The following is a 12,918-nucleotide window of genomic DNA, read 5'->3' as shown; positions in this document are numbered from 1 at the left end:
CATGGAGATCTTCATTCTGGCCTTCTTCGCGCTCGGCTACCTGGTGCTGGCCGGGGCTGACATCGGGGTCGGCATGCTGCTGCCGTACCTGGGGCGCACTCCGGACGAGCGGCGGGAGGCGATCGCCGCGATCGCGCCGTTCTTCCTCGGCAACGAGGTGTGGCTGGTGGCCACCGCGGGGGTGCTCGCCGGGCTCTTCCCCGAGCTGGAGGGCGAGCTGCTGGGCGCGAATCACACGCTGATCGTGGTGCTGCTGCTGTCGTGGGTGGTCCGCGACATGGGCCTGTGGCTGCGGGGCAGGGTGCCGGGCCGGGCCTGGCAGGGAGCGTGGGACTGCGCGGTCGTCGCCGGAAGCTGGGGGCTGGCGCTGAGCTGGGGGGTGCTGCTCAGCGACGTGCTGCTCGGCATGCACGGCCCGCTCGCGCTGCTGCCGGCCCTGGTGCTGGCCGCGCTGTTCGGCACGCACGGGCTGGCGTTCGCGGCACTGCGGCTGCGCGGGGTGTTGCGCGAGCGGGCGGCGGTGCTGTCGGGCGGCGCGGGCGAGGTGCGCACCATCGCCCTGACGGCGACCGCGCTGGCCGCCGTCGGGGTGCTGGCGGGCCTGCGGCTCCCCCTGGAGGCGGGGACGTCCGGGCCGCTGCTGGTGCCGGTGATCCTGGTGATGATGCCGCTGCTGGTGGCGTCGCAGGCCTGGGTGTGGTGGACGTTCAGGCACCGCGTCACGGGCCCCACCTACCTCTGACCGTGGCCGGGGAGCCTCCCCCGGCCACTGCGGCGAGCTAGAACAGCGGCGCCCCGTCACGGGTGAGGCGCCAGTTGGGGGCGGCGAAGTCGGCCGGGTCGATGGTGCCCTTGGCGGTGGCGTACTCGATCAGCGCCTGGCGGATCTCCACCTGCGCGTTGTAGACCACCTCCGCGCCGGTGACGTGCGGGAAGCCGCCGCCGCCGGACTGGCGGTAGTTGTTGACGGCCACCACGAACTCCTTGTCCGGGGCGACCGGCACGCCGTCGTAGGCCAGGTTGGCGATGCGCTGGCCGACCGGCTTGGCGACGTCGATGTCGTAGGAGACGCCGGAGAGCTGGTCGTAGTTGTAGTCGGGGGTGTTGCCCGCGTTGGTCAGCGTGTCGACGTTCACCGGGTCGCCGGGGGCGAGCTGGTTGAAGTACTTGGCCGAGTACTCCAGATACTCCTTGATCTGCGCGCCGTTCAGCTTGACCGCCATCAGCGTGTTGTCGAACACGTACAGGCCGGCCACGTCGCGCACCCGGATGTCGCCGGCGGGGAAGACGGCGGTGCGGCTGAAGGGGGCCGCGATCGACAGCACGGGCAGCTCGTTGCCGGGCAGCGCCTGCTTGACGGTCTCGACCTGGACCTGCTGGATGTAGTCGAGGATCGGAGTGTCCTTGTACGGCGACTCGGTGGCCGCCAGCGACTCCGACGACTGGGCGACGACCTTGTTGACGTAGCCGACGGTCGTGTCGTGCTGCGGCTTCAGCAGATTGACGATCTTGGGGTCGTCCTCGACGGTGTTGGTGTTGAGCGTCGTGGAGGACTTGCCGGTGACGGTCCACTTGCCGCGCTGCTTGGCGAGCTGGAAGTCGATGACGCTGAGCCGCTGGCCCCACTTGCTGGGCTCGGTGAGCAGCACCTGCTCGCCGGTGACCTTGTTGGTGACGAACCGCTGGGCCACCTCGTTGTGCGCGTGCCCGAACAGCACGGCGTCGATCCCCGGCACCTGCTCGGCCACCATCGCCGAGGCGTTCTCGACGGGCAGGTCGCCGCCGTAGGAGGACATGCCGTTGTCGCCGGCGTGCGCGGTGACCACGACCACGTCCGCGCCGAGGCCCTTGATGACGGGCACCCACTTCTTGGCCGAGTCCACCAGGCCGGTGAAGCGGAGCTTGCCCTCGACGTTGGCCTTGTCCCAGATGGCCACGCCGGGGTTCGTCAGGCCGAGCACGCCGACCCTGACCGGCTTGTCGCCCTTGACCTTCATCGTCTTGATGACGAAGGGCTTGTACGCGGGCACGCCCGTCCTGGCGTGCACCGCGTTCGCGCCGAGCACCGGGGCCTTCATCTGGCGCACCCAGGTGGCCAGCAGCGGCAGGCCGTAGTTGAACTCGTGGTTGCCCAGGGTGACGGCGTCGTAGCCGATGGCGTTCATGGCCTTGGCCATGGGATGCGTCTGGCCGGTCCGGGTGATCGGCTCGACCTTGGCGTAGTAGTAGGCCAGCGGCGTGCCCTGGATGGTGTCACCGGAGTCGAACAGCAGCGTCCGCTCCGCTCCGCGCTCGGCTCGCACCTTGTTGACCAGCGAGGACACCTTGGCCAGGCCGACGACGTTGCCGGCCCGGTCGCTGAAGGGGGCGTCCAGGTAGTAGTCCCAGTTGAGGACGTTGCTGTGGAGGTCGGAGGTGCCCATCACGGTGACGGTGACGGTCTTGCCGCCGGTTGCGTGCGCGGGGGGTGCGACCAGGGCGACCGCGATCAGCGCGGCCGCCCCGACGGCGAGCTTCTTGGTCTGCATGCGACCGGACAGTAACCGGGTCGCATTGCTGGATGATTACAAGTGCCCCAAAGCGTGCAAAACGGTCAGGACACGATGAAATTACGGATCAGCTCCGTGATCTCGGCCGGACGCTCGTGCACCACGACATGGCCGCTTTCCAGCTCGGCGTACGCGCTGCCGGGGATGGCCGCGTGCAGGGCACGGGCGTGCTCGACCGGGACCAGGTGATCGAGGGAGTTGCCGACGACCAGCGTGGGCGCGGTGATGAGCGGCAGCAGGGGCCGCAGGTCGAGACGGAGATCCAGCTCGATCTGGCGAACCGTGCCGGGCGCGGGCTCGCCGGACATCATGGCCTTCAGTCCCTCCTCGCCCAGGCCGCTGACGAAGCCGGGGCTGAAGCCGACCAGGGGGCCGTAGGCGGCGTAGGACTCGGGGTCCGTGGCGGCCAGGCGGGCCCAGGTCCGCAGGCCGAGGCGCAGACGCGGGTCGTCGCCGTGCGTCCAGCCGGCGATCAGGACCAGCCGCCTGACCAGGGACGGATGCCTTGCGGCGACCGTGACCGCCACGGCCGCGCCGAGGGAGAACCCGACGAGGTCGGACGGGCCCGGGAAGGTGGCGGCCACCTGGTCGGCGAGGAGGTCGAGGGTGAGGTCGCCGCCGGGGTCGGTGGTCCGGCCGCTGCCCGCGTAGTCCGGGGTGATGACGGTGCGGATGTCGGTGAACCCCGGCACCAGGTGTGCGTAGTTGGTGACGGAGTCTCCGCCGGTGCCGTGCACCAGGACCAGCCCTGGACCGGAGCCCGCCCGGTCGTAGTGGACGGTGCCGCGCTCGTGCTCGATGGTGGGCATGGATCTTCTTCTCCGCTCAGAGGTTTCCGCCGCCGGTGGCGTCCAGGGTGGTGCCGGTGATGAAGCTCGCCTCCGGCGAGGCCGCGAAGGCGACGACACCGGCGATCTCGTCGACCTGTCCGACGCGCGCGAGCGCGTGCCTGCTGGCCGCGTACGCCTCCCCCTCGGGGTTGCCGCGCAGCCAGCCCGCGTTGACGTCGGTGTCGATGATGCCGGGGGCGACGTTGTTGACCGTGATCTGGCGCGGGCCGAGCTGCTTGGCCAGGGCGAGGGTGAAGACCTGCACCGCACCCTTGGTCATCGAGTACGCGATGCCCTCGGGAAAGGCGATCCGGGCGACGCCGGAGGTGATGTTGACGATGCGGCCCCCGTCCGGAATCAGCGGCAGCAGGCGCCGGGTGAGGAAGAACAAGCCCCTGACGTTCACCGCGAACAGGCGGTCGTACGCCTCGGGCGTCTCCTGCTCGATGGGGCTGGACGCACCGATGCCCGCGTTGTTGACCAGCACGTCGAGGACGCCGGCCTCCCGCCGGATCCGCTCGGCCAGGGCGTGCGCCTCTTCCAGCACCCCGAGATCGGCCCGCACGGCGAAGGCACTGCCTCCGCTCTCCTCGATGAGCCGCACCACCTCCTTCGCCGCCGCCTCGCTCGCCGAATAGTTCACCGCGACACGGAAGCCGTCGCGGGCCAGCCGCAGCGCCACGGCGCGGCCGATCCCCCTGCTGGCACCGGTGACCAGGGCAGTCTTCACGGGCACAATCCTTTTCTGTAGTGATCGATACAGCACAATAACATAGCGATCGCTATAGAATGGATCCATGGCGAGACAGCGAGCCTTCGATCGGGACGCGGCGCTGGAGAACGCGCTGCTGGCGTTCTGGCGGCACGGCTATGAGGCGACCTCCGTCGCCGAGCTCACGGCGGCGATGGGGATCAGGCCTCCCAGCCTGTACGCGGCCTTCGGGGACAAGCGCCGGCTTTTCGAGGAGGTGGTGCGGCGCTACCAGGAGGTCTACGGGTCCTTCAGCACCAGAGCGCTCGCCGAGGAGCCCACCGGCAGGCAGGCGGTCGAACGGGTGCTGCGGGAGGCGGCGAGCGAATACACCGATCCTGGCCATCCGCCCGGATGCCTGATCATCACGGCCGCGGTCAACTGCGGGCCCGAGTCGGCCGAGGTGGAGGAAGGGCTGCGGCAGGGCAGGGAGGCGTCGAAGGCGGCGATCCGGGCGCGGATCGACGGGGACATGGCGGCGGGGCTGCTCCCCCCGGAGACCGACACCGCCGCCCTGGCCGCCTACTACGCGGCGGTGATCCAGGGCATGTCCACCCAGGCCCGCGACGGCACGGGCCGGGAGGAGCTGGAGCGGGTCGCCGAACTGGCCATGCTGGCCTGGCCGGCCGTCAGTGCGACTTGACCGAGGCGTCCTCCGGGGGGACTTCGGGCGCGGAGACGCGCATCCAGCGGGAGCCGTAGCCGTCCAGGCTCAGCTTCACCCGGCCCGTCTCCGGCACCTCGACCGTGCCGTTCTCCAGGAGATCCGTGAGCTCGCAGCCTTGCAGGCCGTCCAGCGCCAGCTCGACGTCCTCGTTCCGGTCGCCGAAGTTGTGCACCGCGACCACCGTGGCGCCGTCGGCGTCGCAGCGGTGCGCGAAGACCGCCGGCCGGCCGGAGTCCAGCACCGTGTACGTGCCCCAGGCCAGCTCGGGACACTCCCGGTAGCGCTCGATGAGGAGCTGGAACCAGCGCAGCAGCGACGAGGTGTCCCGCCTCTGGTCGGCCACGTTGACCCGGGCGGGGCCGAAGTCGCCTGCAGGCATGTCACGGGCCGGCTCGGCGCGGGAGAAGCCACCGTCCTTCGTCCACTGCATGGGCGTGCGGACCGCCATCCTGCCCTCGGCGCGAAGGTCCTCGCCCATGCCGATCTCCTCGCCGTAGAAGATCACCGGCGTCCCCGGCAGGGAGAACATCAGGCTGTAGGCCAGCTTGACGTGCCGCATGTCGCCGCCGAGCATCGGGGGCAGCCGCCTGCGCAGGCCGCGGTCGAAGATCTGCATGTCCTTCTCGGGGCCGAACGCCTCGAAGATCTCCTGGCGCTCGTCGTCGGTGAGCTTGTCCAGGGTCAGCTCGTCGTGGTTGCGCAGGAACATCGCCCACTGGCAGTCCTTGGGCGGCGCGGGCCGCTCCTTGAGCGCGGCGGCGAGCGGCGCGGCCTCGCCGCGGGCCAGCGACAGCCAGGCGCGCTGCATGCCGATGAAGTCGAAGCACATGCTGAGCTGGTCGCCGAGCCCTTCGCCGAAGTAGCTGAGCAGCTCCTTGTACTGCACGTTGACCTCGCCCAGCAGCACCGAGTCGCCCTTGCGCCGGGCCATGAAGGCGCGCAGGTCGGCCAGCACGTCGTGCGGGTCGGCCAGCTTGGGCGCGACGTTCTCGATCAGGAACGGCACGGCGTCGACCCGGAACCCCGACAGCCCGAGCTCCATCCAGAAGCCGAGGATGCGGGTGATCTCGTCGCGCACCTCGGGGTTGCCCATGTTCACGTCGGGCTGGTGGCGGTAGAAGCTGTGCAGGTAGTACTGGCCGGTGGGCTCGTCGAGCTCCCAGACGCTGTCCTCCTTGTCGGGGAAGACGACCTGCGCGGGCTCCGGCTCGGGGGTGTCGGACCAGACGTACCAGTCGCGCAGCGGCGAGTCCTTGCTCGATCGCGCCTCCACGAACCAGGGGTGCTGGTCGGAGGTGTGGTTGACGACCAGGTCGGCGATGACCCGCAGGCCGCGGTCGTGGGCGGTGCGCATGAACTCCACGAAGTCGCCCAGCGTGCCGAGCCTGGGGTCGACGCTGTAGAAGTCGGTGACGTCGTAACCGTCGTCCTTGTTGGGGGTGGGGTAGAAGGGCATCAGCCACAGGCAGGTGATCCCCAGGTTCGCCAGATAGTCGATCTGCTGGGTGAGCCCGCGGAAGTCGCCGATGCCGTCACCGTTGCCGTCCTTGAACGTCTCCACGTCCAGGCAGTAGATGACGGCATTCTTCCACCACAGGTCGCTGGTGTTGGTCAGTCGCATGGATGCCCGCTACCCGCAGCGGCCGGACAAATGCCGCGTCGTACTAGAGCAGGGTGGCGCCCGTCACCTCGAACCTGCTCAGCGTCTCGTCGATCCTGGCGAGCGTGTCCGGGTGGAGCATGATGTCGGCGGCGTCGGTGTTCTCCTCGATGTGCGCGGGGGTGCGGCTGCCGGGGATGGCCACCACGTGGTCGTCCTGGTGCAGCAGCCAGGCCAGGGCGAGCTGCGCCGGGGTGATGCCGAGCTGCTCGGCCAGGCTCCTGATCGGGGCGTAGCGGTCGTTGTTGGCGGCGAGGTTCTCGGCGGAGAAGCGGGGGGCGTTGTGCCGGAAGTCTCCCTCGCCGAGCGCCTGGACGGACCCGGTCAGGAAGCCGCTGCCCAGCGGGCTCCACGCCACGATCCCCACGCCCAGCTCGCTCGCCGCCGCCAGCAGCGGCGGGTCGATCGGGCGCCACATCGACCACTCGTTCTGCACGGCGGTGACGGGATGCACGGCGTGCGCCCTGCGGAGCTGGGCGGCGGTCACGTTCGACAGGCCGAGGTGCTTGACCAGCCCGTCCCCGACCAGTTCGGCCATGGCCCCCACCGTCTCCTCGATCGGCACGCCGGGGTCGATGTAGTGGGCGTAGTAGAGGTCGATCACGTCGGTGTCCAGGTTGCGCAGGCTCCGCTCGGCGTAGCGGCGTACCATCCGGGGTTCGGTGTTCACCCGCAGCTCGCCGAACCTGAACCCGACCGGATACGGCCTGCTGGGCTCGCCCTCGGGCACGGCCAGTCCGAATTTCGTCGCCAGCACGACCTCGTCCCTGCGCCCCCTGACGACCCGCCCGACCAGGCGCTCGTTGTGCCCGTCGGCACCGTAGGCGTCGCTGGTGTCCACATGGGCGGCGCCCGCGTCCAGCGCCGCTCCGAGCGCCCGTTCCGCACGGCTGTCGTCGATCTCGCCGTAGACGCCGGGTGACAGCACCATGGCCCCGAAACCCAGGGCGGGGACTTTCAAGCTGCCGAGTTCGCGTGTCTTCATAACTCGATCATGATGCTGCGGCTCCACCCACGTCCAAGAGCTTTTGCTATAACCATCAGCTATGGATGTGCATCTGCGAGATCTGCGGTATTTCGTGGCGGTCGCCGAGGAGCTGAACGTGACACGGGCGGCCGAGCGACTGTTCGTCTCGCAGCCCGCCCTCTCCAAGCAGCTCAGAGCGCTGGAACGGCAGCTCGGCTGCCTGCTGTTCGACCGGATTCCGAGCGGGGTGGCGCTCACCCGGCAGGGCGAGGCGCTGGTGCCCGTGGCCAGGGACCTGATCGACCGGTGGGGCACCGGCTACGAGAGCATCCGGGCCGCCTCGGCCACCGGCACGCTGGTCATCGGCATGCAGACCGCCGTCGGGCGCGGCCTGCAGCACGAGGCGCTGCGCGGCTTCCGCGCGACGATGCCCGGCTGGGAGGTGGCACTGCGGCTGGTGAGCTGGCACGACCCCACCGGCGGCCTCGCCGACGGCAGCTCCGACGTGGCGTTCCTTTGGCTGCCCGCACCGGCGGGCCTGGACACGTACGTGCTGTCCACCGAGCGCAGGTGCGTGGTCCTGCCCGCCGACCATCCGCTGGCGGGCCTGGCCGAGATCCCGTTCGCCGCGCTGCGCGACGAGCCCTTCATCGCGCTGCCCACGGCGGCGGGGCCGCTGCGGGACTACTGGCTCGGCCTCGACGCGCGCGACGGCGAGCCCTCCATCGGGGTCACCGCCAGCAGTCCCGAGGAGGTCTTCGAGGCCGTGACCGGCGGCCTCGGCGTGGTGCTGGTCTCCGAGGGCAACGCCCAGCTCTACAAACGGCCGGGCATGGTCTACCGGCCGGTCACCGGCCTGCCCCCGTGCCGGCTCGCCATCGCCTGGCGGACCGGCAACACCAGCCCACAAGTCACAGCATTTGTTCACGCACTCCGACAAATCGCCACTAAGGTCTGACCGACACGATCCACTAGAAGGGCGACCCATGAGCGACTACGCGATCACCTTCGACCTGATCGACGCCGACAAGGACGGCCGCATCTCCGCGGTAGAGCTGGTGCGGCTGATGGAGGCGCTCGGCCAGCCCATCACGCTGGAGGCGGCGGAGGAGGGCGTGCGCCGGCTCGACCAGGACGGCGACGGCCTCATCGACCTCAAGGAGTTCAGCGCCTACTTGCATCCCTGACACAAAACCAAGCACTTGCTACACAACTTCTGTTGCCTGCGTCACAATGGGCGACAGGAGGGACGATGGCTGACACTCGTGAGATCCGGACCCCCGGGCACATCGTCGACACCCTCAGGAAGGGGGTCGGCGGGGTCTCGACCGAGGTCGTCGCGGAGATCCAGGTCCGCATCCCGGAGTATGCCAGGCCGTCGAACGAGCTCTACATCAAGGTCATCAGGACCGCGGTCGAGCAGGCCATCGACGGCTTCCTCGACCGCATCGAGTTCCCCGGCGCCCCCTGGGACCCCGAGCCCTTCCGCATGATCGGCAGGGGCGAGGCCGCCGAGGGCCGCAACCTGGAGCCGCTCCAGACCGCGATGCGGATCGGCGCCCGCGTCTGCTGGCGCCGCCTCACAGAGCTCGCCACCCCGCTCGGACTCACCCCCCAGTACCTGTACGACCTGGGCGAGGCCATCTTCGTCTACCTGGACGAGCTCGCCGACGCGGCGGCCCAGGGCTTCGCCGCGGCCCGGGCGCACGCCACCGGCGAGATCGAACGGCGCCGCGCCCGGCTGCTCGACCTGCTGCTCACCCAGCCACCCGCCGGCGCCGAGGCCGTCTCCGACCTGGCCAGGGCAGCCGGGTGGCGGCTGCCGAAGACGGTCGCCTGCGTCGCCCTCGACGACCGGCCCGGCCCCGGCCGCGTTCCCACCATGCCCCCCGACGTGCTGGCGGGCCATGACCGCAGCACGCCGTGCCTGCTCGTGCCCGACCCCGCCGGCCCGGGCCAGGACCGCATGCTCGACAGCGCGCTCCGCGGCCGCCGCGCCGCCATCGGCCCCGCCGTCCCGCTGACCTCCGCCGCCGCGTCCCTGCGCTGGGCCACCGAAGCTCTCGACCTGTCGCGGCGCGGCATCCTCCCGGACGGCCTGTTCCACTGCGCCGACCACTTGTCCACACTGATCGTGTTCAAGGACGAGCAACTCGTCGACGCGCTGGCGGAAGCGAGGCTCGCACCCCTGGCACATCTGCGCCCCACCCAGCAGGACCGGCTCGCCAAGACCCTGCTGGCCTGGCTACGGCACGGCAGAGGCGCGGGCGAGGTGGCGGAGCGGCTGCACGTGCACCCGCAGACCGTCCGCTACCGCCTGCGGCAGCTGGAGGAGCTCTACGGCGACCAGCTCGCCGACCCGGACATCCGCTTCGAGCTGGAGATCGCCCTCCGCGCCCGCCAGGCCGCCGCCCTCCCTCTTGAGAGCTAGGGGAACTACGGCGCGGTGTGCAGGTAGACCTGGCCGAAGACCTCGGACAGGTGCTTCAGGTCCGTCGCGGCGTCCACCTCGGGAGTCGCCGGGTCGTAGACGGTGGCCAGGCGCGGCCGGATCGTGGTGAGCTTCTTGAGCTGATCCCAGGTGGCGTTGGCCGCCCACTTCTCGCCGTACACCCGGCTGATCTGGCCCTGGTCGTTCTGCCAGCGGCTCCACAGGGTGACCGTTTCGGCGGCGTCGTCCTGGAGCGGCGCCGCCACGCGGTCGGTGATCGACTTGGTGGCCTGCTCGGCGGTGAGCTTGGAGGCGCCGGGGGCGGTGAAGCCCGCGTCTTCGGTGGCGATCTGGGCGTAGGCGTCCCAGGCGCGGGCGCGGACCTGGATCCACTGGTTGCGCTGGGCGGTGGCGGCGTCGATCTGCCAGGTGGTGTATCCGGCGGTCAGGTGGCCGCTGTCGAGGGCGAGCTGGTCGACGAGGCCGCTGGTGAGCCAGCCGCCGATGCGGTCGGGGGCGAGAAGCGGGTACTTCTCGGACATCTCGGTCTTGCACTCTTCGCTGGTGCCGCAGCCGAACACCGGCACCACCGTGTGCACGGCGAGCTTCTTGCCCGGCGCCGACTTGCGGAGCGCGGCCGACGCCTCGGTGACGAACTTGTCCAGGTCGTCGGCGGTCTCGAACGCCTCGCCGTAGCCGAGCTTCGAGCTGAACCGCACGCCTACGACTCCGGGCTGTACGGCCTGGGCGGCGATCTTCTTGACTGCCTCGGCGAGGTTGCCCGCCCGGTAGTCGTCGGCCAGCTCGGTGTCGATCCAGACGCGCATGCCCGAGGCGGCGGCGGTCTTGGCCGCCTGGCCGGTGGGGGTCTCGGCGGCCTGCGCGGCCTCCTCCCGGGAGACGCCGTAGGGGTCGGTGTAGCAGGGTTCGGCGGTCTGGCACTCGGGGGTGCCGCCCTCTTCCGAGTCCTCGACACCGGGCGTGCCGATGTCGTGCATCTCGCCGTCACCCTCGGCGTCGAAGTCGGGGCACTCGTTGCCGGGCTGGGTGCAGTCGACGACGTTGCCGTCCATCGGCCCGGTGTCCCGCATGTTCTGGCCGTCGTTGCCGAGCCAGAACCTGGCGATGTCGGCGGCTTCGTCGGGTGTCGCCATCCAGTGGCAGACGACGTAGGCGGGGGCGTCCTCGGACATCAGGTCGTCGCAGCTGCGCGGATCGTCCTGCGACCACGCGGGGACGCCTATGCCGAGTGTTGAGAGGGCGAGTCCGATGACGAAGATCTGCCGCAGTCTCATGGCGCCTAACTTCCGAGGGGGTGATCGTCGGGCATATCGCACAATATCGGGGTGATCAGTATCGTTCAATGAGATCGAGGCCCTTCTTCACCCAGCGTTCCACGCGCAGTCGTCATCCGAGTCGAGCCGGTTCGACAGGCATCAGGCTCACGGGCCCGCCTCCGCCGGGCCCCGTGCAGGCCGGGACCGCTGTTGTCGGCGGCATGACCTTCGGCCGGAAATGGGGACGACAGCCGGGAGCGGTACGGGCAGACTGGTTCCTGTTTTGGGCGTTTCAAGGGGGCCGTTGGCGTGCGTAGTTATCTGGGGGATCTCGGGCTGCTCCGGGATCGGCGCTTCTCGTTGCTGCTGGCGGCAAGGACCATCTCGGTGCTGGGCGCCGCCTTCGCGCCCGTGGCCCTGGCCTTCGGCATCCTCGGCCTGCCCGGCGCGGACGCCACCACGCTGTCCGTGGTGCTCACCGCGGAGGCGCTGCCGATGGTGCTGTTCATGCTGTTCGGCGGCGTGATCGCGGACCGGATGCCGCGCCACCGGGTGATGATGGTCGGCGAGTGGGTCAACGCGCTGGCGTTCTTCGCTCTGGGTGCGATGATGCTCTCCGGCTGGACCCCGCTCTTAGCGATGGCGGTGGCGGCGGCCTTCAGCGGCGTGGCGATGTCGGTGCTCTACCCCGCACTGACCGGCATCATCCCCGAGGTGGTGCCGGCCGACCGGTTGCAGACCGGCAACGCGCTGCTCGGCCTGGGCGCGAACGTCTCCCGGGTGGCCGGCGCGGTGCTCGGCGGCGGCACGGTCGTGCTGGTCGGGGGTGGCTGGGCGCTGGCCGTGAGCGGTGGCATGTTCGCCCTGGCCGGCCTGCTGCTCGCGGTGCTGCGGCTGACGCCCGGCGAGCGCCCGGCAGGCGAGCCGACCTCGGTCCTGTCCGATCTGCGCGAGGGGTGGCGCGAGTTCAGCTCCCGGCAGTGGATCTGGGTGGTGGTCGCGCAGTTCTCGGTGCTCGTCGCCGCCCTGCAGGCGGGGCACGGCGTGCTCGGCCCGCTGCTGGCCAAGGAGAGCCTGGGCGGCGCCGCGGCCTGGTCGGCGTTCCTCGCGGGTGAGGCCGTCGGCACGATCGTCGGCGTCTTCGTCTCCCTGCGCGTGCGCCCGCGCCGGCCGATCCTGGTCGGCACCCTGCTCTGCCTGCCGTCCGCGCTGCCGTACTTCCTGCTCGGGTCGGGGGCCCCGCTGTGGGCGAGCGTGGCGGGCTCGTTCCTGCTCGGCATCTGCTTCGACGTCTTCGGCGTGCTCTGGCAGACGACCATGCAGCGGGAGGTGCCCGCGGAGTCGCTGTCGCGGGTCAGCTCGTACGACGCGCTCGGCTCGCTGATGTTCGGCCCGCTCGGGCTCATGCTGGCGGGACCGGTGGCGGCGCTGGTCGGCGTGGAGGCGGCGCTGATCGGCTGCGGCGTCCTCATCGTGCTGTCCACCTGCGCCGCCCTGCTCTCCCCCGGAGTGCGCAACCTGCGCGCCCCCGTGCCGCAGCCGGCGTCAGGCTGAGCGGAGGGCAGGGCGGAAGTAGGCCCCGGCCCTCGGCTGGAACATCAGCACCATCGCCCCGAGCACGGCCAGCACGTGCAGCACCCTGCTACCGCCGAAGAGCAACTCCTGCGGAAGATCCCGGCCGCGACCGCCACCACCCACAGGATGGCGGCGGCGGCGTGCACGGTGTTCGGGGTGTCGATCGGCGGCACGTGGGCGGGCGGTGCGACGGTGCTGATCATGACTGGCT

13 protein-coding genes are annotated in these 12,918 nt (G+C 70.5%); 6 read left to right on the top strand and 7 right to left on the bottom strand.

What is annotated here, in order from left to right; all coding sequences use genetic code 11:
* Position 1 precedes the first annotated feature (1 nt).
* On the top strand, positions 2 to 742 hold the full coding sequence (locus tag V5E28_RS27940; protein ID WP_336210856.1) for a cytochrome d ubiquinol oxidase subunit II: 741 nt from the start codon (positions 2 to 4) through the stop codon (positions 740 to 742).
* Between the two features lie 37 nt (positions 743 to 779).
* Here V5E28_RS27940 and V5E28_RS27935 read toward each other — a convergent pair whose 3' ends face one another.
* The 3 genes from V5E28_RS27935 to V5E28_RS27925 all read right to left on the bottom strand — a co-directional run bounded on the left by V5E28_RS27935 (position 780) and on the right by V5E28_RS27925 (position 4,109).
* A complete protein-coding gene (locus V5E28_RS27935) occupies positions 780 to 2,528 on the bottom strand; it encodes a bifunctional metallophosphatase/5'-nucleotidase (RefSeq protein WP_336210853.1) in 1,749 nt (582 codons plus the stop codon).
* A 65-nt stretch (positions 2,529 to 2,593) separates the two neighbouring features.
* Positions 2,594 to 3,358 (bottom strand): alpha/beta fold hydrolase, encoded by a 765-nt coding sequence (locus tag V5E28_RS27930; protein WP_336210850.1) that lies wholly within the window; start codon positions 3,356 to 3,358, stop codon positions 2,594 to 2,596.
* Positions 3,359 to 3,374: 16 nt separating this feature from the next.
* Positions 3,375 to 4,109 (bottom strand): SDR family NAD(P)-dependent oxidoreductase, encoded by a 735-nt coding sequence (locus V5E28_RS27925; RefSeq protein WP_336210847.1) that lies wholly within the window; start codon positions 4,107 to 4,109, stop codon positions 3,375 to 3,377.
* 67 nt (positions 4,110 to 4,176) lie between these two features.
* Here V5E28_RS27925 and V5E28_RS27920 point away from each other — a divergent pair, with 67 nt between their 5' ends.
* Complete coding sequence (locus V5E28_RS27920; protein ID WP_336210845.1) at positions 4,177 to 4,773, top strand: TetR/AcrR family transcriptional regulator; 597 nt, start codon at positions 4,177 to 4,179, stop codon at positions 4,771 to 4,773.
* Here the strand turns inward: V5E28_RS27920 and V5E28_RS27915 are convergent.
* Positions 4,760 to 6,418, bottom strand: coding sequence for an alpha-amylase family protein (locus V5E28_RS27915; protein WP_336210843.1), 1,659 nt, complete (start codon positions 6,416 to 6,418; stop codon positions 4,760 to 4,762). The genes V5E28_RS27920 and V5E28_RS27915 overlap by 14 nt on opposite strands.
* Before the next feature lie 43 nt (positions 6,419 to 6,461).
* On the bottom strand, positions 6,462 to 7,442 hold the full coding sequence (locus V5E28_RS27910) for an aldo/keto reductase (RefSeq protein WP_336210842.1): 981 nt from the start codon (positions 7,440 to 7,442) through the stop codon (positions 6,462 to 6,464).
* A 61-nt stretch (positions 7,443 to 7,503) separates the two neighbouring features.
* On the opposite strand from V5E28_RS27910, the gene V5E28_RS27905 reads away from it, so the two are divergent.
* From V5E28_RS27905 to V5E28_RS27895, 3 genes are all read left to right on the top strand, one after another.
* The gene (locus tag V5E28_RS27905; protein ID WP_336210840.1) at positions 7,504 to 8,382 is read left to right on the top strand and encodes a LysR family transcriptional regulator; all 879 of its coding nucleotides are present in this window, start codon (positions 7,504 to 7,506) and stop codon (positions 8,380 to 8,382) included.
* Between the two features lie 28 nt (positions 8,383 to 8,410).
* Positions 8,411 to 8,611, top strand: coding sequence for an EF-hand domain-containing protein (locus tag V5E28_RS27900; RefSeq protein WP_336210838.1), 201 nt, complete (start codon positions 8,411 to 8,413; stop codon positions 8,609 to 8,611).
* Between the two features lie 65 nt (positions 8,612 to 8,676).
* A complete protein-coding gene (locus V5E28_RS27895) occupies positions 8,677 to 9,855 on the top strand; it encodes a helix-turn-helix domain-containing protein (protein ID WP_336210835.1) in 1,179 nt (392 codons plus the stop codon).
* A 5-nt stretch (positions 9,856 to 9,860) separates the two neighbouring features.
* On the opposite strand, the gene V5E28_RS27890 is transcribed toward V5E28_RS27895, so the two are convergent.
* Positions 9,861 to 11,150: a hypothetical protein gene (locus V5E28_RS27890; RefSeq protein ID WP_336210833.1), complete on the bottom strand. Its 1,290-nt coding sequence runs from the start codon at positions 11,148 to 11,150 to the stop codon at positions 9,861 to 9,863.
* A gap of 291 nt (positions 11,151 to 11,441) precedes the next feature.
* Between V5E28_RS27890 and V5E28_RS27885 the strand changes: the two genes are divergently transcribed.
* Entirely contained in the window at positions 11,442 to 12,686 is a 1,245-nt protein-coding gene (locus tag V5E28_RS27885; RefSeq protein WP_336210830.1) for an MFS transporter, read from the top strand.
* A 44-nt stretch (positions 12,687 to 12,730) separates the two neighbouring features.
* Here the strand turns inward: V5E28_RS27885 and V5E28_RS27880 are convergent, their stop codons facing one another.
* The gene (locus V5E28_RS27880; protein ID WP_336210829.1) at positions 12,731 to 12,910 is read right to left on the bottom strand and encodes a hypothetical protein; all 180 of its coding nucleotides are present in this window, start codon (positions 12,908 to 12,910) and stop codon (positions 12,731 to 12,733) included.
* Between the last annotated feature and the right edge of the window lie 8 nt (positions 12,911 to 12,918).

The organism is Nonomuraea sp. LPB2021202275-12-8, from assembly GCF_037044575.1.
In the GTDB taxonomy this organism is placed as follows: Bacteria; Actinomycetota; Actinomycetes; order Streptosporangiales; family Streptosporangiaceae; genus Nonomuraea.
Note: the sequence above shows the minus strand (reverse complement) of the source record. Positions and strands in the feature narration are given on the sequence as shown.

Excerpts from the sequence above, each read along its gene's own strand:
- V5E28_RS27940 (WP_336210856.1), top strand. The coding sequence starts at position 2 with ATGGAGATCTTCATTCTGGCCTTCTTCGCGCTCGGCTACCTGGTGCTG.
- V5E28_RS27935 (WP_336210853.1), bottom strand. The coding sequence starts at position 2,528 with ATGCAGACCAAGAAGCTCGCCGTCGGGGCGGCCGCGCTGATCGCGGTC.
- V5E28_RS27930 (WP_336210850.1), bottom strand. The coding sequence starts at position 3,358 with ATGCCCACCATCGAGCACGAGCGCGGCACCGTCCACTACGACCGGGCG.
- V5E28_RS27920 (WP_336210845.1), top strand. The coding sequence starts at position 4,177 with ATGGCGAGACAGCGAGCCTTCGATCGGGACGCGGCGCTGGAGAACGCG.
- V5E28_RS27915 (WP_336210843.1), bottom strand. The coding sequence starts at position 6,418 with ATGCGACTGACCAACACCAGCGACCTGTGGTGGAAGAATGCCGTCATC.
- V5E28_RS27910 (WP_336210842.1), bottom strand. The coding sequence starts at position 7,442 with ATGAAGACACGCGAACTCGGCAGCTTGAAAGTCCCCGCCCTGGGTTTC.
- V5E28_RS27905 (WP_336210840.1), top strand. The coding sequence starts at position 7,504 with ATGGATGTGCATCTGCGAGATCTGCGGTATTTCGTGGCGGTCGCCGAG.
- V5E28_RS27900 (WP_336210838.1), top strand. The coding sequence starts at position 8,411 with ATGAGCGACTACGCGATCACCTTCGACCTGATCGACGCCGACAAGGAC.
- V5E28_RS27895 (WP_336210835.1), top strand. The coding sequence starts at position 8,677 with ATGGCTGACACTCGTGAGATCCGGACCCCCGGGCACATCGTCGACACC.
- V5E28_RS27890 (WP_336210833.1), bottom strand. The coding sequence starts at position 11,150 with ATGAGACTGCGGCAGATCTTCGTCATCGGACTCGCCCTCTCAACACTC.
- V5E28_RS27880 (WP_336210829.1), bottom strand. The coding sequence starts at position 12,910 with ATGATCAGCACCGTCGCACCGCCCGCCCACGTGCCGCCGATCGACACC.